Origin of the sequence: Phormidesmis priestleyi ULC007 (assembly GCF_001895925.1) — a bacterium.
In the GTDB taxonomy this organism is placed as follows: domain Bacteria; phylum Cyanobacteriota; class Cyanobacteriia; order Leptolyngbyales; family Leptolyngbyaceae; genus Phormidesmis_A; species Phormidesmis_A priestleyi_A.
In genome coordinates this window covers 1-20,283 of record NZ_MPPI01000063.1, presented here as the reverse complement: position 1 = coordinate 20,283, position 20,283 = coordinate 1, and the positions used below count along the sequence as shown (strand labels likewise).

Annotated in this window: 15 protein-coding genes and 2 pseudogenes; 7 read left to right on the top strand and 10 right to left on the bottom strand. The window is 49.4% G+C overall.

Features of this window, described 5'->3' with window-relative positions; genetic code table 11:
- Positions 1-451 precede the first annotated feature (451 nt).
- The 4 genes from BRW63_RS25590 to BRW63_RS25575 all read left to right on the top strand — a co-directional run bounded on the left by BRW63_RS25590 (position 452) and on the right by BRW63_RS25575 (position 3,579).
- Positions 452-1,681 (top strand): S8 family peptidase, encoded by a 1,230-nt coding sequence (locus BRW63_RS25590; protein WP_073075164.1) that lies wholly within the window; start codon positions 452-454, stop codon positions 1,679-1,681.
- Positions 1,682-1,690: 9 nt separating this feature from the next.
- Positions 1,691-1,930, top strand: a complete 240-nt coding sequence (locus BRW63_RS25585) for a hypothetical protein (RefSeq protein WP_073075163.1) — start codon at positions 1,691-1,693, stop codon at positions 1,928-1,930.
- A gap of 60 nt (positions 1,931-1,990) precedes the next feature.
- Positions 1,991-2,929 (top strand): trypsin-like serine peptidase, encoded by a 939-nt coding sequence (locus tag BRW63_RS25580; protein ID WP_073075162.1) that lies wholly within the window; start codon positions 1,991-1,993, stop codon positions 2,927-2,929.
- 215 nt (positions 2,930-3,144) lie between these two features.
- A complete protein-coding gene (locus BRW63_RS25575; RefSeq protein WP_073075161.1) occupies positions 3,145-3,579 on the top strand; it encodes a hypothetical protein in 435 nt (144 codons plus the stop codon).
- A 186-nt stretch (positions 3,580-3,765) separates the two neighbouring features.
- Here the strand turns inward: BRW63_RS25575 and BRW63_RS25570 are convergent, their stop codons facing one another.
- The 10 genes and pseudogenes from BRW63_RS25570 to BRW63_RS25525 form a co-directional block, all read right to left on the bottom strand.
- Positions 3,766-4,356, bottom strand: a complete 591-nt coding sequence (locus BRW63_RS25570) for a reverse transcriptase N-terminal domain-containing protein (protein WP_181314496.1) — start codon at positions 4,354-4,356, stop codon at positions 3,766-3,768.
- 804 nt (positions 4,357-5,160) lie between these two features.
- The gene (locus tag BRW63_RS25565; RefSeq protein ID WP_073075160.1) at positions 5,161-8,058 is read right to left on the bottom strand and encodes an ATP-binding protein; all 2,898 of its coding nucleotides are present in this window, start codon (positions 8,056-8,058) and stop codon (positions 5,161-5,163) included.
- Positions 8,059-8,091: 33 nt separating this feature from the next.
- A complete protein-coding gene (locus tag BRW63_RS25560) occupies positions 8,092-8,715 on the bottom strand; it encodes a hypothetical protein (RefSeq protein WP_073075159.1) in 624 nt (207 codons plus the stop codon).
- 5 nt (positions 8,716-8,720) lie between these two features.
- A complete protein-coding gene (locus BRW63_RS25555) occupies positions 8,721-9,344 on the bottom strand; it encodes a restriction endonuclease subunit R (protein ID WP_073075158.1) in 624 nt (207 codons plus the stop codon).
- Between the two features lie 5 nt (positions 9,345-9,349).
- Entirely contained in the window at positions 9,350-12,274 is a 2,925-nt protein-coding gene (locus tag BRW63_RS25550) for a DUF1156 domain-containing protein (RefSeq protein WP_073075157.1), read from the bottom strand.
- A gap of 36 nt (positions 12,275-12,310) precedes the next feature.
- On the bottom strand, positions 12,311-12,733 hold the full coding sequence (locus BRW63_RS25545) for a DUF2281 domain-containing protein (protein WP_073075156.1): 423 nt from the start codon (positions 12,731-12,733) through the stop codon (positions 12,311-12,313).
- Complete coding sequence (locus BRW63_RS29735; protein ID WP_397428447.1) at positions 12,730-12,900, bottom strand: DUF6883 domain-containing protein; 171 nt, start codon at positions 12,898-12,900, stop codon at positions 12,730-12,732. The genes BRW63_RS25545 and BRW63_RS29735 overlap by 4 nt, the downstream gene beginning before the upstream one ends.
- A 169-nt stretch (positions 12,901-13,069) precedes the next feature.
- Positions 13,070-16,531 carry a helicase-related protein gene (locus tag BRW63_RS25535; RefSeq protein ID WP_073075155.1) on the bottom strand — a complete coding sequence of 1,154 codons (3,462 nt, stop codon included), beginning with the start codon at positions 16,529-16,531 and terminating at the stop codon, positions 13,070-13,072.
- Between the two features lie 3 nt (positions 16,532-16,534).
- Positions 16,535-16,792, bottom strand: a complete 258-nt coding sequence (locus BRW63_RS25530) for a helix-turn-helix domain-containing protein (RefSeq protein WP_073075154.1) — start codon at positions 16,790-16,792, stop codon at positions 16,535-16,537.
- 311 nt (positions 16,793-17,103) lie between these two features.
- A pseudogene (locus tag BRW63_RS25525) lies at positions 17,104-17,310 on the bottom strand (type II toxin-antitoxin system ParD family antitoxin); the annotation flags it as partial.
- Positions 17,311-18,296: 986 nt separating this feature from the next.
- Here BRW63_RS25525 and BRW63_RS25520 point away from each other — a divergent pair.
- The 3 genes and pseudogenes from BRW63_RS25520 (at position 18,297) to BRW63_RS25510 (ending at position 20,186) form a co-directional block, all read left to right on the top strand.
- Positions 18,297-18,890 (top strand): recombinase family protein, encoded by a 594-nt coding sequence (locus BRW63_RS25520; RefSeq protein ID WP_073075153.1) that lies wholly within the window; start codon positions 18,297-18,299, stop codon positions 18,888-18,890.
- Positions 18,853-19,852 (top strand): annotated as a pseudogene (locus BRW63_RS25515) (IS481 family transposase); the annotation flags it as partial. The gene BRW63_RS25520 and the pseudogene BRW63_RS25515, both read left to right, overlap by 38 nt.
- A 67-nt stretch (positions 19,853-19,919) precedes the next feature.
- On the top strand, positions 19,920-20,186 hold the full coding sequence (locus BRW63_RS25510; RefSeq protein WP_073075152.1) for a helix-turn-helix domain-containing protein: 267 nt from the start codon (positions 19,920-19,922) through the stop codon (positions 20,184-20,186).
- Positions 20,187-20,283 lie beyond the last annotated feature (97 nt).

Here is a 20,283-nt window from a genome sequence, read left to right as displayed (position 1 = left end):
TGGTTTAAGCTGTTACATCAAATTCAAAAAAACCGAGCGGTCATTGCAGCACAGGGGTTTGAAGTCATTGTCAAGCCTCTACCCGCGGCTGATTGAGATGGGTGCAAGATCTCAGTTAGCTTTTCTATCTACCTCTGACTGCAAAAATTGTCCAGAGTGTTGTTTGAGAAAAGAGTACTCAAAGGGGAATTATGCCATTTCAAAAAAATTCAAGTAGTAGCAATTTTGTCTCTATAACCTAGCGACTACACCAGTTCTCTATATTTTTCGGTAATAGAGAATACCCCATGTGGGTACTGCCAAAAGGCTATTTCTATCAGCACAATCTAGAAAGATACGCACCCAAAATCGATCAGAGTAACGCATTTACTAACTGTGTGAGCGCCAATCTATTAGTCAATTCGGGTAACTATCGAGTTCACTGCTACTTACACACTTAAAAAAAACGCAAATGGCACAGAACATGACTCCCCAGACAACGGGCAAGTACTTGATTCTCTTTCGAGAAGATTCGGTTGCAGAAGGTGTTCAATTACTCAGCGAGACATTCACTACCTCTAGTTCCGATACGCTCACCTTTGGTGAATTGGGAGTTGCCGTTGTGGCGGTTGATCCGACGCAACTTAGTTCCTTGAATATTGCAAGTCCGGATAGTCCCATTCTCGCCGTTGAGCCAGAGCAAGTTCTATACGCGCTTCAAGACGTAACTCCTGAAGGTGCTATAGTTAGCGTCTCTGTAGACTATTTGCGCGGTTATCGAGATGCAGTCACAACGCTCTCAGACAGCCTGATCTCTAGTGATCAATCTCAAGCGGAAGCCGTGATTGATGAATCTGCCGTAACCTGGGGATTGCAAGCCACTGAAGTTACCCAGTCAAAATACAGTGGTGCTGGAATTAAGGTTGCAGTTCTAGATACGGGCTTCGATCTCACCCATCCTGATTTCTTGGGCAGAAATGTTACAGCGAAATCTTTCGTTGAGGGACAAGACGTACAGGATGGGAATGGACACGGTACGCACTGTATCGGAACTGCCTGTGGTTCCAAGACCCCTGGTGTCCTTCCCCTCTATGGGATTGCTTACAATGCTGAGATCTACGCTGGGAAGGTGCTGTCTAACGAAGGCAGTGGAACCGATAGTCAGATTCTACAAGGGATCGAATGGGCGATCGCAAACGGTTGCGATATTATCTCCATGTCGCTTGGCGCTGCGACCCAACCTGGTCAGTCTTACTCTCGCATCTATGAAGCAATCGCAAAACGCGCCCTCAAACGAGGCACTCTGATTGTGGCTGCCGCAGGAAATGAGAGCAATCGCAGTGCAGGCATTATCCGACCTGTCGGTCGTCCTGCAAACTGCCCTTCTATCTTGGCAGTTGCCGCGATCGATGTCCAGCTTCAAGTGGCAAGCTTCTCCACGCAAGGCATCAATCCTAAAGGCGGACAGATTGATATCGCGGCTCCAGGCGTGAAAGTTCGCTCTAGCTGGATTCTTCCCCTCCACTACAGAACAATCAGCGGTACCAGTATGGCAACGCCTCATGTGGCAGGAATTGCTGCTCTGCACGCCGAAGCAACCGGACTGAGAGGACAGGAACTTTGGAACCTACTCGCAAAATCGGCACAACGTTTGCCCTTACCTTCCGTGGATGTGGGTGCTGGGTTAGTTCAAGCCCCTTAACTTGAAACTATGGCAAACCTCAAAGTGCTGGTTTCGGTTCGAGATGACTATCAGGAACGTCTCCCCGAAGTCGCCCAAAAGCTTCAAACTGCTGGAATGCAAGTCGATCAATGGCTTGTTGAAATTGGAGTCATCACAGGTGCGATCGCGGCTGAGAGCATAAGTGCGCTTTCTCAAATCGAAGGGGTTGCGGATATTGAACTCGCCGAAGAGTACCAGCTTGCTCCCCCCGAATCAGACCTTCAATAAGCGCGAATCGCTTCGCAATACATTCGTTCAAATCTAGTTTATTCAAGGAGTCTTATTGTCATGACAACTCATCAAAGCATTTCCTCTGAACAACCCATTGTTTCTGAAGTGCAACTCCATGGCGCTGTGTCTAGTGAAAGTTCTGAGCTAAAACCAGGCGAAAACCTGATGGTTCCAGATTTCGATGGCATTGTCAGCAACGGAGAGTTCGAGGCGGTTTCAGGGTTTGATCCAACCCGTGCAGTGACTGAAGGAATCGGTGAAGCCGTTGTTTCTCCTGATGATCTTAAAGATCTGCCCGATGCAGCTTCTACCGCTTATCTGATGGCGGAAACTGTCTGTGGTGCGGACGATCGCATCCGAATCACTCCAGCTAGCGGCAACCCTTGGCGCTGGATCTGCAAACTCTTTATCACCTTCCCTGATAACGCGAAGTTTGTTGGAACAGGCTGGTTCATTGGTGCACGCACTGTAATGACGGCAGGTCACTGCGTTTACAGTAAAGCTAATGGCGGATGGGCAAAATCGATCGAAGTGGTTCCTGGCATGGATGGCAACAGCCGCCCCTATGGCTCTCAAGTGGGCACCTCGTTCCGCAGTGTCAACGGCTGGATTCAAGACAGCAAACCCGAATTTGACTACGGTGCGATTATTCTGCCGAACTGCAACTTGGGCAACACGGTGGGCTGGTTTGGCTTTGCAAATCTGTCCGATGCTTCTCTGAAGAATCTGTTTGTGAATACGTCTGGCTATCCTGCCGATAAACCTTTTGGGACACAATGGTTCAATGCAGGAAGCATTAGCGACGTTCAAGATCGCAAAATCTACTACATGATTGATACGATGGGCGGACAAAGTGGCAGTCCGGTCTGGCGCTTGCTCAACGGTGAGCGTCATGCCGTTGGAGTTCATGCCTATGGTGGATGCCCCAACAGCGCAACTCGGATCACGAAGCCTGTGTTTGACAATATGCTGGCTTGGCGCAATATTCCCTGCTAAGTCCCATCCGAAACAGTACTAGCGAGCTAAAAGAGAATTGCCTGAATTTGCGTCTGCTGATTCGTGCAGTTCTCTTTTGCCATTGATCGTACTTTGACCAATCCAAAACCCTTTTGAGGCAACTGGTATCCGTTTTGGTAACTGACTCAATCACTCTAGAAGTAAAAGACAGAATAGAGTCGAAGATTATCTTGAAATTTAGAAGGAGTCAGATCATGATGAGACTGAAAGGAATAGGCTTGAGCAGCTTACTAGGAGTGAGTGTTTTTCTTCTTGCATGTACTAGTTATCAAGCCAATTCTTCAGATTTAAGTGTGACTCAGGAGCCTGCGATCGTGACTCACGTTGATCCAAACGAAGCCGTTTCGTCCGATGATGCTGTTTTCCCAAATCCCGTTACAACGCCGCGCAAAGCTATGATGATTGAAGGCACTGTTGAACAAGTGATGGAAAGCTTCCCGCTGCAATTGACCGTTACAACCGATTCGGGTCGCTATTTTGTTTCACTCCAATCCAATACGTCTGTGATGCGACAAGGTAAGACAGTCGCTCCGGGCACTTTAACGCCGGGTATCCGTGTTCAAATTACCGGAAACCAGTCTCCGATCGAGGAAACGGCTCTAGTTGCTCAAACGATTCAAATTCGATAGAAGAAATTGCGATCGTACTCAGCTTTTCTAGCGTTTCGTATCACGACACCTCTACGGGGTATGGGGTTTGAGTAGTAACGGAACAGAAAGTTACGCTAAGAGGTGTACCAGTTGAACCTGCTGAGAATCAGGAGCCTGAAACCCTTGATATTCCGTTCAAGATTTCTGTACCAAATAGCCTAAAGACTAATTGGTACGTCTCATTGAGACTGAAAGGTGTTTTCTGAAACGTTTATTCCATAAGCATTTCAGCTTTAACGTGAGTTTCTGAATGGCATCTTGACAACTGCGACCGGGGCGAAACCCGTAGCTGTGGCTCTCGAACCGCGCTTCCCAGCTTGGTTCTAAGGCATTTTTAACGATTGTCTGTGCGACCCGATTTTCTGATGCAGGTATTCCCAGAGGTCTGAGTTTTCCGCTCGTTTTTGGAATGTAAACCCGTTTGGTTGGGTGAACCTGCCACAGGGTCTTGTCCTGCATTCGATTTACCAGTTGTACCCGTTGCTCAGAGGTGAGCGCCGTCTGACCGTCAATGCCAGCCGTTTGCTTTCCCTGATTTCCTTGGGTAATGCGTCGCACCGATAACAGCAGGTTGGAGTAGCTGCGTAGCATCAGCTTCATCAGGCTTCTCACCCGATTCCACTGGTCGTTTTGAGTGGCACGATAAATTCGCTGTCTCAGGTTCCTCACACGCTTTTTGACGAGCTTCCAGTGAATGGCAGCCCAGTCCTCAAGTGGTTTCCCTGCTCCGATGTCTTTACAGACTCTATCTTTCACAGGCGATTCGGTTCCCTTACATTGGTTTATCGTCGATGACCTGCTGGAAGTCTGCCGTCTTTCAACGTGGAGCAAAGTTTGAACCCCTATCTCCTGCATTACCAGGAGCCTTCGCTTCCTCCAGCATCCTTTACCCACTGGATATTGTGCATTCCTTACGGTTTACCTACTCTGGCGGTTGAGCCAGAGAATCCATTGGGCTTCTGTAGTTCCAAGTGTTTGAGTTGCGTCTGGGTCGGGTTCCGTCTACACTCCGATGGGATTGTGATCTGTCACCTAACGGAGTAGCGAGCCGTTAAGCCACCCATTTACCGTTTTGGTCTCAGTGTTTCAGCCTGATTTCACTGACTGGCCTAAATGACGAAGCTTCAAGCAACGGTTCAATTGCCTTAACCCTTTCAGACTTCCCATTGCCCTTACCCGGATTGAGGCTTCCAGGCTTAGATACGTTCGTGGTCTGCATTCCACTGGATTCATTACTGATTACAGTGTGACCGGAGTCAAAGACTCTTTTACGGGGGGACAGTGGGACAGATGCCACTGGGAGAGACGGCTCTCCACTCACTTAGGAGGATTCGCTTTAATCCTCTAACACTTGACTTGCTACATCGCACCGCTACTTTTACCCCTTTTACCCCTATAGGTTCGCTTGGGCGGGAAGCCCAGCGACCACAAATGGGACGGCTGATTTCACCCACCCTTAACGCTCAAGATTTTTCCGTTACTAAAACTGGGCTTACGGGAACGCCATGATGGGTTGTGTGCTGCCATGCTGACGATCCCGTACTTGAGCCACCCTCCTTCCTACTCAAGCCTTGTTGAAGCTTGAATATCTAGCTCGTCAAGAGGCTCCTCGATCGCGCCACTGATCCAAGCTCGGTCGAATTCCTGAGTTGTGTGCGCCCTCACTTCAATTTTGATCGTCATATCCTCTGCTCTGTCGGACAATGATTGAAGGACGCTGAACAACTCAAAGAACTTGGACTTGTCGGTAATGGCCTCCAGTTTGTAGTGACGAGCTGGTTGAACACCGTTAACAATATTCACTAAGACCGAGCTTTCGATACTGCTGGTTTGAGATTTGTACTCGACTGCTGCTTGTCCTTCATTAGCGGCTGGTATGGTTGTAGCGGAACCACCCTGAAAAGCGGTGGCAACTTCATCGCCAGTTTCAGCACCCTGAGTTCCGATCTTGGGCAGTTTCTCTGATTCAGGGGGAACTGAAAGCTGTTTAGCTAATTGGGGAGCTAGTAGATAGCCAGCCAGATCCAATTCGTTTAGGGGAATGGTTCGCTCGAAGCTAACGAGGGAGGGATTTTCTACTTTAGGACTGCCGTTGGAAGCAATGATCAGGTAGGGAACATAACCGATGAGACCCTGCTGAACCGCTTTGACGATCGCCTGCTTCACGGCATCAATGCCCAAAACCTTTGGATAGGTGGGGAAACGGAAGAAATAGCTAACCAACTCATCTCCAGTGATGTAGCCAGGTTCCTTCTCTTCTAGCCCAGACAAGCGCATCAGCTTGGATGTGGTGATGCTGCCAAAGACATGATTTTTGAGGGCATCTAACACTCGGTCTTGGAGATTCTGACTAGTGTTGAGTTGAGCTTGAAGGTCGATCATCTCCAGGCGAATTGGGTTAGCCCCATCTGTATTGGGTATTGGAAGCAGGATGTAGTCATACAGCCGCCGGACAGCCGCACCGATATCACTGAGCGCATCTTTGCGCTTCTCGTTTAGTTCCTCCACGTCTTCAGGACCGAACTTGTATTTGGCTTTGTCCTTAATCAGTGAGGTGATCGCCTCTGCGTTGCGACCAGCTTTGCGTGCTTTATCAATTTGGGCTTTGTTCGGAATCACGAAGGCAAGCGCATTTTTATACTCTCGTTTGTCATTGCCTCTCTGCTCTAGCCAGGACATAACCTCTGTAAGAATGGTGTCTGGGCTTTTTTCTGCCCACTCATGCCCCAAGTAAGCAATACTAAATTGCGGTTCTCTGTCAGGAATCGCTGCGGAGTCTTTGGGCCACAGAATAACCTTACCGCTGCTGCTTTGAAGGGTTTTACCAAGTTCTTCTCGGATCTTCTCCAAAACGTCATTTCCAGAGATCTTACTCTCCTCATCAGCAATCAGCTTGTTTAGATTTGCCTTCGTTTCAAAGCGGTAGCGTTTGCCGACGTAGTGCAGATAGAGTAAGTTTTCCCGCAGGTCGCTCAGGGTTGCCGTGATGACATTGCGATCGAGTCCTGGTGTGAGGCAGGAGGCTGTAATCTCTTGTTCTAAAACCCCTCGATCTTCACCGCTACGGGCACCAAAAGAATACATCAACACAGCCGAGGCAAGGCGTGTGCCGACTTTGAGGTGGCTTAGTGCTGGGGAATCTTGGGCAATGCGATTGTCTACGATTTTGACCTTGGCTTTTCTGCCAATCAAATCAGCATCAATGACTGAGTTATACCGTTCACGTTCACCGACTTGCGTGAAGAATGCGCCTCTGACTGCTTCATTTTGAAAGAGTACATCGCCTGGGCTAATGAGCAGGGATGTATGCTCTTCCTGCCAGAGAGAGTAGACGACGCTGGCAAGAAACTGGAGGGCACCACGGGTGCGTTGGTAACTGGGCAGGGTTCCCCAACGGTGATACATCAAATCCAGTAAGTCAGGATGAAATGGGTAGCTGATCTGGATTCGTTCTGCAAGGAGGGCTGCCTGCTGCTGAATCTCCTGTCTACCGCGATCGGTTTCGGCATAGCTTTCATGGAATTTGCGAAACAGTTCAGCCTGCTGATTGGCAATTTCTTGAATCGCAGTAGGATCGCCAATCGTCTGAAACAAACGGCGCTGGACAACCTTCATCACCTCATCGCCAGAGACAGGCTCTTTTTTGGCATCATTGCGTGACACCAGTTTGTCTAATGTGCCGAGCAGTCCTTCATTACCCACTGCCTCCTGCACGCTGGCTTGAAGGGAGTAGACCAGCACGGTTCTGGGCAATTCGGCGACGACATCGGGCAGTTTTTTGATGAAGGTGAGTACTTGTTTGCCGAGCGTCGAATCCTTCACCTCGACACCCAAAGCATTCTCCACATAGTTCAGGAATTCATCCAGCAGGATGAGTGTTGGGCGATCGCCAATAATTTTGCGCCACACATCATTGCCGGGGGCGACTCGTTGCTCATCGTCCGCTCGAACAATTTCATAAGCCTCCTTGCCACCCAGTTGCCAAGCCAAATAGCCCCAGGGCGTTAACACTTGTGGCCCATCGGGAATCTGGGTTCCTTTGGTCGCACTAAAATCGTCGCCGATAAAGGTGGCAACATCGACAGTGCCAGGGTTTGGCAATTTAGCAAAGTCGGCATGTTCTACCAAGTCTTGTCGATGTTTGGTGAGGTGGTAAAGGCTGATCAACGCGTGCGTCTTCCCGCCACCAAAGGGGGTTCGCAGTTGCAGAACCCGATCGCCTGCCTCTCCACACAAACGCTGCACCACGCTGGTCAGAAGACTTTTCAGTTCTGAAGTGAGGTAAGTGGCGGCAAAGAATTGACTAGCAGAGCGATACACAGGCGGACAGGTGGGATCTTGCCGCACCACCGCCCCTAGTTTGGCAGCGTAAACGGAGTTATCGAGTTTGCCATCTAAGATATCTTGATGGGGGATGGCAACCTGGGTCCAGGGTTTGAGTTGGTAGGCGCTGCTCATGGGGTGTGTGGGAGGCAAGAGATGGGGATACGGTTAGTGAACGCCGACCAGCTTTGATTCTGGTTGGAGGGTAGAGACTAGAATGCCGAGAATTTTGTTGATTTCTTTGATGTAGTAGTCGCTGACATCGATAAAGGCAGTTTGTCCTTCGAGCTTGAGAAATTTCCAATCGGTGCCAGTGGTAACGGCTCCATAGACTGGATCAGTTGGGTTTTTCTCTTGCTGGTTAAACAAGCGAGCCGCAATCATGGTGGCGATGCACTGCCCTAGTCCACTGGGGATGCTTTCGTTTTTAGCTTCCACGATCGTGAGCACGGGGCTGGTAATGTAGTACTGTTCCGTGGAACGGCTCAAGATGAAGTCGCATCGCCCTTCTAAGCCTTGCTCTGGAGCCACTTCAAAGGTGCTACCAGAAAAGACCGAAATTTGGTTGTTGAGCAAGCGTCGAACTTCGATCAGGATGGGCATGACCAGCAATTCAGACCGCGCTTTTTCAGTGTTGATGGCGCTGGCAAGCGGCAGTTGATCTTTGAGCGTGAGGGTGAGCAATTCGCTGGGGACGATCGCCTTAGTCTCAGTAAACAAATCCTGAGTTTCGTGGGTGATGATGCCGAAGTCGGCTTTGACTTTGCTGAGAGTAAAGTTGCTGTAAGACATAGGGGCTATTCCACGAGCTGACCGAATCGTTTGAGGATGGCAAAGACGGTATGTAAATCGCCAGAATCACGAATTCCAAATAATTTTGAGACTGCGTATTGGGGTGAATTGCCTTTGACGAGTTTGACAAACATAAAACTGCCGCCGCTGGTGATCATGCCGTAGCAGGGTTTAGCTGGATTGGGGCTTGCCAGCATATACGCCAGAATTTGAGCCAACCCAGCCTCCACCGAGTAGGAGGCTCGTTTTGACTCGACAACCAGTACCCACAATTGGTCTTTAAGGACGAGTGTATCGAGGCTGCCAGTAACGATGATGCCTTCGTCTTCGGTTTGAATTTCGATCGATGGCTCCGATCTCACATGAAATGGCGGGAGGTAAAAGCCACCTAAAAAGAGGAGAGGATCAACCACAGACATCCGAATCACCCCTTCAAGCAAGGGAGGATAATCTAGGAGATTGACGAATCCATTGGCGATGCGATCGAGCGATTCTTTTTCGGAGTCGCTCACATCAGGCAGATCCGTTTGCCATTCAGAGAAGCATTGGGAGTCCCGAACGAGCCGAATCCCAAAATCATCAATCAGCGTTCGCAAGGTGACGTTTTTAGCTTGAATCGTTTGCACCATTGGTTTTATCTCCCCTGAGTGAATAGGTTGTCTTCGACCAGTCGCTTCCAGGATGCTAACAAGGTATCGATCGCAGCTTGCTCTTTTGTGCGTTGGGTGGTTGTGGTTTCCTGCCCTGGCTCTGGTGTTAAAGCACGTCCCGCAAGGGCTTGAGCGACCAGGCGTAACTGAGTGGCATCGGGTTGGGCAAGGTTGAGGAATACGGGAATTTCACTAGGCTTATGGTCTGCCAACCAGAGCAGACGATGTAGCACATCAATGAGGGTTGGTGCAGCGCCAATTTCCTGCGGTTTGACGTTGAAGGTTTGCCGTCCTTCGGTGCGCTGAATGCCCAAGTCTTCAAGAGCACCCCGATCGCTGTAGTCTCGCAGTTGAATGGTAGTTTTAGCTTTGGTGACGAGGGCCAGCTTGCCATCAGTTAAACCGCCTACGCCATCGAGTTCAACCCCGACCCCTTTGGCGAGGGTGTTGGCTTCGTCAAACTCAACTGCTAGTTCACCATATTCGTAGCGACCCATGATGTAATACTGGGTGGGTTTGTCTACCAGGCTCACGCCCCGTCTGTCGCACTGCATGACGCTGGTAAGAGCGGCTTCGACGACTTCTTTTTGCACTTCACCTAAAAAGGAATTTGCATCAAGCTCCTCACCGTTGGGCAGTTCAACTCGCTCGTATTGGGTGTAGGCGCGAAGTCCTGCACCGATGCAAGCGATGACTAGATCGGCTCCGGTTACGCCTTCTGCCATCAGGGTTGCGACTCGTTCGCGGACGATTTGCGAGAGTTGGGGACGAACATTTGTAGCGTAGTCGCCGATGTTGCCCTCATCCCCCAACCCCTTCTCCCTAGGGAGAAGGGGAGCAGGAGTTAGATCGGTTCCCCTCTCCCTGGGGAGAGGGGCTAGGGGTGAGGGTCTCTTCCGGGCGACGAGGAAAATGCTAGAAGCAAGAGCCGCAGAGTTAGCAGCGCGTAACCTCGACCCCATCTCTGTATCAAGGGGCCACGCTTCAGTAATGGTGAAACCTGCTCTACGTAAGGAATCAATTAAAGTTGACCATCCAGAAGTTGTTTTGTGGGCATACACTACCACCATCATGCCCTCTGGTTTTAACACCCGTTTGCCTTCACAGAATGCCTGATGCATCATATCTTCATAGGCTTTCGCAGCTTTCTTTTTGTCGCCTCCATGCCGAGTCGGCTCCATGATGGCTTCATTTTTCTTCGGGGTGAGTTGCGCTGAAAAATGCTCTAGGTAGAGATGACCTACTGAGCGTTTTAGCCAGACGTAGAAGAAGTCAGACAAATCGGCGTAAGGAACAGAATCAAAGTAGGGTGGGTCAGTAATGACGGCATCAAGCGATTCAGACTCTATCGGTAAAGCCATTGATGAGCCACGTTTTGTAATGGCGGGATTATTGCTGTTAGATTCTTGACGAATAACTTGAAGAATCCAGTCAAGAGCACCTGAAACATTACCTGAAGCATTGCCAAGTGGGTTGATTTCTGCAAAGTCCCAAACCATCGGCAAAGCTTGGCGAGTAAATGTATTACCAATTAATTCTCTGCCACCATGCCAATGAGTAATTGAGCTGTTGTAATCAGCTAACCGATCGCACAATATTCCAAGATAAGTGGAGATCGCCTTCCCAAACTCATCCTCATACCCCTCCTGCATCATCTTCTCGTGCGCCACCCTCACCCACTTCACAAACGTCATCAGCGCCAGCAGTTGCCGAGAAGTGAATAGATCAGCCCATTTTAGAAGTCCATAGGGCTGCACTCGAAAGCCAAGCGTTCCATATTCCGGTAAAGGTTCTGTTGGAATCGTTAGCTTGGTTTCCTCACATAGCTTGTTCAGCCGTTCCTGTAACTGGCTTTCGTCTGGGATATAACGATCAAACTGTTTGCCAGCCAGGTAAGTTTTTCCCTGCGCTCCTGCGGTTGTGCAAACGATTGCCATCGGTTGTTGGCTGATACGACCTGCAACCCCCTCTTTTTTGATGTGTTTAACATCTAGAGTTGCACCACAGTGGCGGCAAGTCGAATTTCCTCTTGAACTCCCCGCCGCAGGATCAAAACCTAATCCCTTTTCAGTTCTCGACTCAACCACCTCAAACTCAACCCGCTTCGTTTCATGATTCGGGATAGTTTTAAGGGCAACATACTTATCCTTCTTCTTACACAGCCAGGTCTGGCGCACTAACGGCACTTGTGCCCCACAAGCCGGGTTCGGGCACTTCACCGTCCGCGTCCATAAATACGCCACCGGAGTCAAAGATTGAGCCAGGTTCAACTGCTTCGACTTCCCAGAACCCAGCAAGCTCAACTGTTCTGTCTTCTCTGCTGCCACTTCACCAATCTTGATGGGTGGATACAGGTCGCCAATCTCCTCCCGCACCTGCTCGATCACCCAGTTGCCCCACTTTTCCACCTCATCCGCCAGCTTCTTGCCATACTTCTGCGGATACACCAGCGTACAAAGCTCAATGATGTGCGCCACTGGATTCAGATCAACCGCATAGGTCTCACAACCCAACCGCAACGACTCCAATGGAATTGCCCCACCCCCAGCAAACATATCCAGCACCTTGGGCGGTGGCACATCCTTCAATGGCGTATCAGTAGGTAGACCCAGGCGATCTCGCTGTGCCTCTAGGATCTGCCGTCGCGCCTTTTTGATCGTCTCTTCCCCTGCCTCCCACTTGCAAAGTTCAACCATTGCCTTGCTTAAAGCCGTTCGCTTCTGGGGTGTCTCTGGTGCCGCCACCAACGAGGCAAACACCGCCGCCCGTGCTGCTACTAGAGGTCGCCGTGCCCACCACAAATGGAGGGTCGAGATATGCCCCTTGCGAATCGACTTCTCTCGTGCCGCTTGCACAGAAATCTCGCGGATAGGGATGAAGTCTTCAATGAGGCGGCGATCTGTGGTCATAGGGGTTTGGGGCTAAGGATTAGGGTTTGAGAATCGCTACGCTTGTTTTTGGCGTTGTTTTTGTTGCAAAAATTCAGCAAAGTCTCGAACTTCTGCAATTAACTCTTCCGGTAAATCCTCCAAAATAGAAACCAGGTGTCCTCTTGCACCCATCATTTCCTTCGCAGGTTTTACCAACCGAAGTTGATGCGGATAGACTGGTTCAACTCCGATCGTTTCCCGAAACGCTTGAGGATCGTCAGGTTCAGCAGAGATTAATTCGTCAGCTTCAAGCCCTGCCTTTGTCCAGTCACCAAACAATTCCACGAGGTAGGCTTCTCCGTCGTTAAACATCTCAACGATCGCTCCGGATGTACCCACTAGGGCAAGGTCAGGCTGTATCGCTGCATTCGTAAAATCCCCCGACAGGGGAATTTCTTCTATTAGTTGCACAACATCAAACAGTTGAAATTGACTCATTTTTGCCTCCCCGATCGCTCTGGAAATGCCGTCACAAACCTTGCCACATCCTCACCATAGCGAACAATCCAGCCTGTTCTGATTTGCCAAGACACCCCAGACGGCCCTGTTATGAAAACCACTGCTTGAAACCGATACCCATGATCATCTTGTCCACTAGCTTCCAGGAGATCTATATGACTTTTGCCAAAATTGCCTCCCGGATTGCCTCTGGGGACTCAAAACCCATTACCTCTCGCCAAAACTTTTGTTTGTCCCCTCCTTCCATTGGTTTTGTTTCGCGAGTAAAGAGATAAATGGCTTTCTCAATTGGAAAAACTAGACTGACAGGTTGAGTCATCCTGCATTTGCCTCCGAATCCAATTGAGCATTACGAGTAATTGCTTCCGCAGGCACCAAGTATCGAGTCACCTGCCGGATTTCTTTAGCATCACCCACCAGAACCTTCGCTGGATTTTGGATCTTCAACAGCTTTGGCGCGTTGGTCTTGCAACCCCAAACCACGTAGAGCCAATAGGACTCTCCTAACTGCTGCGCTTTTCGCCACTCATTAGAAGTCAGTGAAATCTCCTCGTTCGCTTGCGCCCGTCCTTTCACCTCAATCCGTCGCGCAGGGGCTATACCAGTCTCCAAGTTAATGGGTCCCAAACTACGAATGTCGAATCCACTGCCATCTCGGTTCTGGCTCACATCCTCTGGCTCCCACCCTCGTTGCCGCTCATAGTCCATCACATGTCGCATTGCAAAGGCCTCAACTTCTGGGTCATTCTTCATCCCCGGCATTGCTGCCACGAATGCTGGAGCAGGGGAAACAATCGCGCAGCCCAAATAGGCAACCCGCCCAAAGCTGACGATTTTAAGGTAATCCAGTTCACTCTGCTTGGCTCTGTAACGTTCCTTGAGGTCTTTCACACGCTTTTGGGCACTGTCTCGTGCAACGCGATAGGTTTCATCCCCGGCTGCCACCTTTGCCGCCAGCTTCATTTGCGTAGATTGACCGTCTCGAATGGCAGCATCCATCGCTTTCTCCAGATAGTCCTGCCGAATGTCTAGCTCACGCTGTCGTTGCTGTTGCTCCTGCTTCACCATAGGCACCTGGATCTTGACCTTCAGCCACTTCTCAAGGCGCTCTTGCTCTTGAGGCGTAGGAGCGGTGAGGGAGCAAGAGCCAGGAGGAATCGCGTCAGCATTGGCAGGGGCAAGATCATGGAGACAGTCTGGAGAAATTAAGACCAAATCGCCTGCTGCCTTTTCCAAAACCGCGCATAAAGCGGCTTCCAACACTGCTGCCTGCCCTGTTCGCTGTTGTCCAGCAACCTGAAGCTCAAAGAAGTAGATCCGGTAAGGCTCATCGGCATCCGCATCTAAAAACAAGGCAGACCCGGTGCAGATGGCATTATCCAGTTCAATGTCCAACCGCTCGGAGATCGCTGCAAACAACGGATGACCTGGCGATAGTAGTTCTGCGTCCTGGTGATTGGGGTTAGCCATTTGCTCCTTATAGAAGGAAAGCTTTGGATAATTCTTATCGACCGTACCCAATCGCCGCACTGCTTCTAAATTGTTGGAGCGAAATTCCTCTTTGACATAGGGAACTCGCCACAGCCCATCGGCTCGAACTTCTAAGTTGACACTCAGGAACTCGCACGATCGTTTGAAGAACTCCTCGATATAGCGAGGCATCAACCGCTGCTCTTCTGAGCGAAAGTCCTGGCTCTGGGTGCGTCGAATTTGAGACAGGTCAACGTGACTTGTTGCTAAAGCCAGACCTGTTGCTTGCTCCAGTTCTTCTAAACGCTGGAGATCCAGTTGCTCCAGTTGCTCCAGGGCATTTTCCTCAGAAGCCTTACTGTAAGTTGCATCCTTCACCATATCCTCGAAGCGAATGTCGTTGAGTTGCAGGAGCTGACCCACAACGTCAAAGACGCGATCGCCCATTGCCTTCCGAATCTCTTCCAGCTTGGTCAACAGCTTTTCCAGTACCCGACCTTCTACAGTGTTGATCGCCACAAAATTGAAGATATAGACATCATGGGTTTGTCCGATCCGGTGAATGCGCCCCATGCGCTGCTCAAGGCGATTCGGGTTCCAGGGAATGTCGTAGTTGATCATCAACTGACAGAATTGAAGATTGATGCCCTCCCCGGCTGCTTCGGTTGCGAGGCAGATTTGGCGATTGAGCTGAAAATCCTTCTGAGCCTGCTTACGAGCCAGCGGATTCATGCCTCCATGAATCTGACAGGTGGTATAACCCCAAGCCTCCAAATTCTGCTTTAGGTAAGCCAGTGTGTCCCGATGTTCGGTAAAAAGCAGCAGCTTTCCCCGACCATCCTGAAGTTCTGAGAATAACTCTCCTTTCAAGCACTCTTTCAACTGGTTCAGCTTCATCTCAGTGCCAGCGTTGATCGTTTGCTCAGCCAGCTTGACCAAGCGCTCTAGTTCATGCAGCTCATCACGGATTTGCTCCAGCCGCTCTGCCGTTGTAGACTCGATCGCTAAGCTCTCCTGCTCGTCCTCTTCGTAGTCATCGCTTTCCTTCTCCAAGTCAACTGGTTTGCTAAGATTGATCAAACGAGCGTGCTGCTCTTCTGGAGACAGCCCCTTTAGCTCCTCTAACAAATCAGCAAACCGTTGTCGCCGTCGCTTTAACGAACTGAAAATAGCATTCAGGCTACTCGCCAAACGGCGCTGTAAGACGGTGCGAGCTAAAGCAACGGCTGCCTGTTTTCGTCCCTTAGTTTTCCCCAAAAACTTGTTGATGTACTTAGTGACTTCCTTATAGAGATGCTCCTCGGCGGGTGAAAGCTCAAAGGGGACGGTTTGGGCAAAACGTTCCTTGAACAGCTTTCGTCCATCAAAATCTTTGAGTTCCTCCTTAATGCGTCGGAGAAACCAGGGGCTATTCTCCATCCGTAACATTTCTGGATTGATCTGATCAGAGACAAACTGTTCAGGGTCAAGCAGCCGTAGAAAGTTATGGAACTGGTCTACATTCCCCTGATGGGGCGTAGCCGTTAGCAGCAGAATGCGTTCGCTGTTCTTGGATAAGGCCTCCACTAGCTCATACCGTCCAGTGCGCCTTAAATCATCTCCCTGAGTCCGGGCAGAGCACTTGTGCGCCTCATCGACGATCACCAAATCCCAATCCACTTGAAGAATGCCAGGCGTAATATCATCTCGTTTGGCAAAATCAATGGAGGCAACGCACTGGCGAAACCGCTCCCAGGGATTACCCGCTAGCTGCCCTTTCGCCAGCGTTGAGTTAATCACCTCAAACGTTTCAGAAAACTTGCTCTTCAGCTCATCCTGCCACTGTAGGGTTAACGGGGCAGGAGCCAAAATTAGCACCCGCTCAATGGCTCCTCTCAGCTTCAGCTCCTTGAGGAGCAACCCTGCCATAATTGTTTTGCCCGCCCCTGGATCGTCTGCCAGCAGAAACCTGAGCCGAACCTGGGGCAAAATCCGCTCATAAACAGCCTCTAGCTGGTGAGGTAAAGGACGGACCCCGCTGAGACTGACTGCGAAATGGGGGTCATAAGCAAATGCTAGCTTGATACGAGCTGATTCGACGAAGAGGAAAAACTGATTGGCATCGACTGGAGATGCAGAGGATTGACTCTGCGTGCTTAAAATCTCCTCAACTTCAGTAATGCCGATGTACGCATCTCTCAGCTCGCCTTGCTGAGTGCGAACTCGAAGAAGAACAATATCTTCGACGATACTGGCATCCTCAACGGTGACAGGATCATTAAATTGTCCAGGAATGGAAATCCGTTTGCCAACCAGTTGTTCTTCCATCAGTTAATCTTGCGTCTCTGAAAAATACTTCTTTGTCAAAGGCTGAACCCGATCCCCTTGTGCATTCAATAACTGCTCAATCTGCTTCAGTGCGAGACGTGATGGCTTCATTCGCCCACGCTCCCAACGATTGACCGTGTTGTATGTGACCCCTAATGTCGCCGCAAATTGCTCTTGGGTCAGCTCTGTTAGAAGTCGCAGATCACGAATGAATTGACCTACTTCTGGTTGTTTGAGCATAGACGGCTTCGCAATCAACATTCAATCTTCGTTGCAACACACGTTATATTCCAGTATTCCCAAGTTGAATGGAAAGTCTGGTTGTTCTGCGGAGAGTTCATCCCGTTGTTACAGACTCTTCATTGAACTTTAATTAAGTGAGGCTGACTGCCACTCTAAATAGACGAGCTGGGCTGTCAATTCTTACTCCGATCCATCTAAAAACGGAAGTAAGAATTGGTCACGTCCCGCCAGTCACTGCCATTTCTGCGCGATCAAGACTGTCATCCGCGACATAGTCCCAAATTTCCAACAGGTCAAGCTCTCCGAGGGGCTTTTAATAACGATCGTCATTACTGAGGCTGCCTCTGCTGGCGACGCTTCCGCGCTTTTTCTTTAACTACCTGCATATTGAGGGGCGTTGACTCTCCGCTATCCAGTCTCGCCTGAATGTCCTGGCGCAATTCTTGCAAGCGAATTTGTTGAAGCTGTTCCCGCTCCTTCAGCAGGCGCGAACCCTCACGAATCACTTCACTGGCAGAATAGTAGAGTCCACTTGAAACTTTCTCCTGAGACGTACTGCTCTAGCTCTGATGTCAAAGATACGTTCATGCTTGAGTCCTCCTGTCACTTGAGTTTTTTCATTTTCGCTTCAATAACAGAGAATAGCAATTATCGTTATCACCGTATTTAAAAACTCGGCAGCAGTACCAGCGCGTTCAAAAATGTAGACAGCTTTTTCCTACTGCCTCAGACTCCAATCGGAGTTGAACCGAGATAAAACCTCATCGCCCATCATCAAAACGACCTGACCTAACCTGACCATCCGCAGTGAGTAACTTGTTTTTGTTTTGTCCTTTTTATTTACTGTTTATCCTGACAAAAAAGCCCCGGCGTGATGTGCCAGGGCGCGGGGTGTGAGTGATGACTTGGTAATAGTTTGTGGTGCAGTTTGTAGAATGAGCTTTGCCTGTATCGCCCGTATTGGCTCCTAACCCGTATCGCCTGTATCGGTGTATCGTATCGCCTGTATCGCCTGTATCTTGGTCGATAGAGCACTTCTAGAAGATGTTTCCGATACAGCGATACGCCGATACAGCCAGTCAGTTTGTCTTAATGAAATAGGTGCCATCGACTTCATAGATATCGTCCTCAAGGGTCATCAGATCAAGCACAAACTTAATATCATCCGTTGTCATTCCTTTCACTGGCTTTCTAAATGTAGCGACCCGCAATCATAAATCATCAAACCCGCAATCATCGCGATTTTGAACCCACATTAACTGCAACTATGCGGTCGCTCAAACCCGAATTAACTGCAACTGAACCCAGATTAATTGCAACCCACCCACAATCATCTGCTCTAACCCACATTAACTGCAACTATAAATTGAGTTAGGTAGAGTAAAGAAAACGTCCCTTTTCTTTACTCTGTCACAGGACTATTTACCACAATGGCAAACCGCCATTTGCTTGATAAAGTAACCCAATAAAGAAATCAAAATCAAGATATACTCGTCATGAATGAGTTTATTTACTTTTTGTTGTGCTAATTGGCTATGCTCGTGTTTCAACTGACGACCAACTCCTCGATCTTCAGCAAGACGCACTGACTAAAGTTGGCTGCGAAAGAATTTTTACAGATCGTAAAAGTGGAGCCAAAGCTACTCGCCCAGGATTGACATCAACGCTGGATATGTTACGAGCGGGAGATACACTTGTCGTCTGGCGGTTAGATCGATTGGGGAGATCGCTCAAGCATCTAATTGAGTTAATAGAATTACTGCGTCAACGATCGATCCAACTGCACAGCATCCAAGAAGGTATCGACACATCCACCAGTGGCGGTCAGTTGATGTTCCACCTGTTCGGCGCACTGGCAGAGTTCGAGCGGAACCTGATTCGCGAACGAACGAACGCTGGATTAACTGCCGCCAGAACCAGAGGTAAGACAGGCGGCAGACCTAAGGCACTAGAGCCGAATCAAAGAGCTTTGGTCGTCAGTTTGTACAACGAAAAACAACATTCACTCGATGAAATCTGTCAAATGATGGGTATTTCCCGACCCACACTCTATAAATATGTAGCCGAGGAACAAAACAGTGCCCCGCAAACAAGTCCCCGCCTCGGCTCTGGTTAGCTTACGACAAAGCTTAGAACTACTACCAGTTCGTTGCCCCGAACGAACTGGTAGTAGAAAACACCGCTGACCTCTACGGGATATCTAAAGACACCTTGTATCGCTTGCTGCGAGAACAGACGCGACCAAAATCGACTCATCGTACCGACCGAGGACAGCCGCGAAAACTCTCACAACTAGAGATGGAAAGCTACTGTGAAATCATTGCTGCCTTTAAAATTCGTACCAGCAATAAAAAGGGGCGACATATTTCCACCACCAGAGCAATCGAAGTCCTTGAGGAATACGGTGTCGATACTCCCAATGGCTTCATCCAACCACCACCAGGACTATTGACCAGAACAACAGTCAACCGTTATCTCCAAACTTGGGGGTACGACCAAGAGCGGATGACCAGACAACCTTCTGCCGTGCGCTTTCAAGCCAATAATAGCAACGACTGCTGGCACTTTGACCTCAGCCCTTCAGACTTAAAGCATATTGCTCAACCCGCATGGGTCGAGCCAGGTCGCGGTAATCCACTGCTGATGCTATACAGCGTCGTTGATGACCGAAGTGGGATGTGTTATCAGGAATACCACTGTGTCTATGGAGAAAACGTCGAAGCCGCGCTACGGTTCTTATTTAACGCCATGACAGCTAAGAGCGACAACTCACCTTTTCAAGGAATTCCTGCTGCAATCTATGCCGATAATGGTTCGATCTCCAAAAGTACTATCTTCCAAAATGTACTGTCCTGCTTAGATATTAAGTTGATGACCCACATGCCCAAAGGGAGCGATGGTCGGCGGGTGACAGCCAGATCTAAAGGTAAAGTCGAAAGACCATTTCGGACAGTTAAAGAAGCTCACGAAACCCTCTATCACTTCCAGCAACCACAGACTGAAGCCGAGGCAAATCAGTGGCTGCATCGATATTTACTCAATTACAACGACCAGTCTCATCGCTCGGAACCTCACTCTAGTAGACAGTCAATGCAGGAATGATGGATAATGAAGACCCACCGTTCCCCTACCTGAGAACGGAACCATGCCTGCAAAGAAGTACAAGGTAACGCTGAGTGCAGAAGAACGACAAATCCTTGAGAAACTGACCACAACGGGCAAAACGGCTGCCTACAAAATGAATCGTGCTCGAATTTTGTTGAAAGCGGATCAGCATCAAGCCGATGGGGGGTGGGGAGACCAAGCCATCAGCGCCGCCCTGGATGTGAGTGTGGCAACGATTGAGCGAGTCCGGCACCAGTTTGTGGAGGAAGGATTTGAAGCCGTCTTGAGCTATACTCGCCACGATTGAGAAATGGACTTTTGGATTGTTCTCCCGCATCAACGATAAGATGAGGTTTGTTCTAGAGCAGGAGAAAAGAGGTTGTTAGCATGATTCGGATTGAATT

Bases quoted from the DNA above. Each gene is read 5' to 3' on its own strand.
- BRW63_RS25545 (WP_073075156.1), bottom strand. From the start codon at position 12,733: ATGAGTCAATTTCAACTGTTTGATGTTGTGCAACTAATAGAAGAAATT.
- BRW63_RS25550 (WP_073075157.1), bottom strand. From the start codon at position 12,274: ATGACCACAGATCGCCGCCTCATTGAAGACTTCATCCCTATCCGCGAG.
- BRW63_RS25580 (WP_073075162.1), top strand. From the start codon at position 1,991: ATGACAACTCATCAAAGCATTTCCTCTGAACAACCCATTGTTTCTGAA.
- BRW63_RS25585 (WP_073075163.1), top strand. From the start codon at position 1,691: ATGGCAAACCTCAAAGTGCTGGTTTCGGTTCGAGATGACTATCAGGAA.
- BRW63_RS25530 (WP_073075154.1), bottom strand. From the start codon at position 16,792: ATGTTGATTGCGAAGCCGTCTATGCTCAAACAACCAGAAGTAGGTCAA.
- BRW63_RS25555 (WP_073075158.1), bottom strand. From the start codon at position 9,344: ATGGTGCAAACGATTCAAGCTAAAAACGTCACCTTGCGAACGCTGATT.
- BRW63_RS25590 (WP_073075164.1), top strand. From the start codon at position 452: ATGGCACAGAACATGACTCCCCAGACAACGGGCAAGTACTTGATTCTC.
- BRW63_RS25565 (WP_073075160.1), bottom strand. From the start codon at position 8,058: ATGAGCAGCGCCTACCAACTCAAACCCTGGACCCAGGTTGCCATCCCC.
- BRW63_RS25510 (WP_073075152.1), top strand. From the start codon at position 19,920: ATGCCTGCAAAGAAGTACAAGGTAACGCTGAGTGCAGAAGAACGACAA.
- BRW63_RS25535 (WP_073075155.1), bottom strand. From the start codon at position 16,531: ATGGAAGAACAACTGGTTGGCAAACGGATTTCCATTCCTGGACAATTT.
- BRW63_RS25560 (WP_073075159.1), bottom strand. From the start codon at position 8,715: ATGTCTTACAGCAACTTTACTCTCAGCAAAGTCAAAGCCGACTTCGGC.
- BRW63_RS25575 (WP_073075161.1), top strand. From the start codon at position 3,145: ATGATGAGACTGAAAGGAATAGGCTTGAGCAGCTTACTAGGAGTGAGT.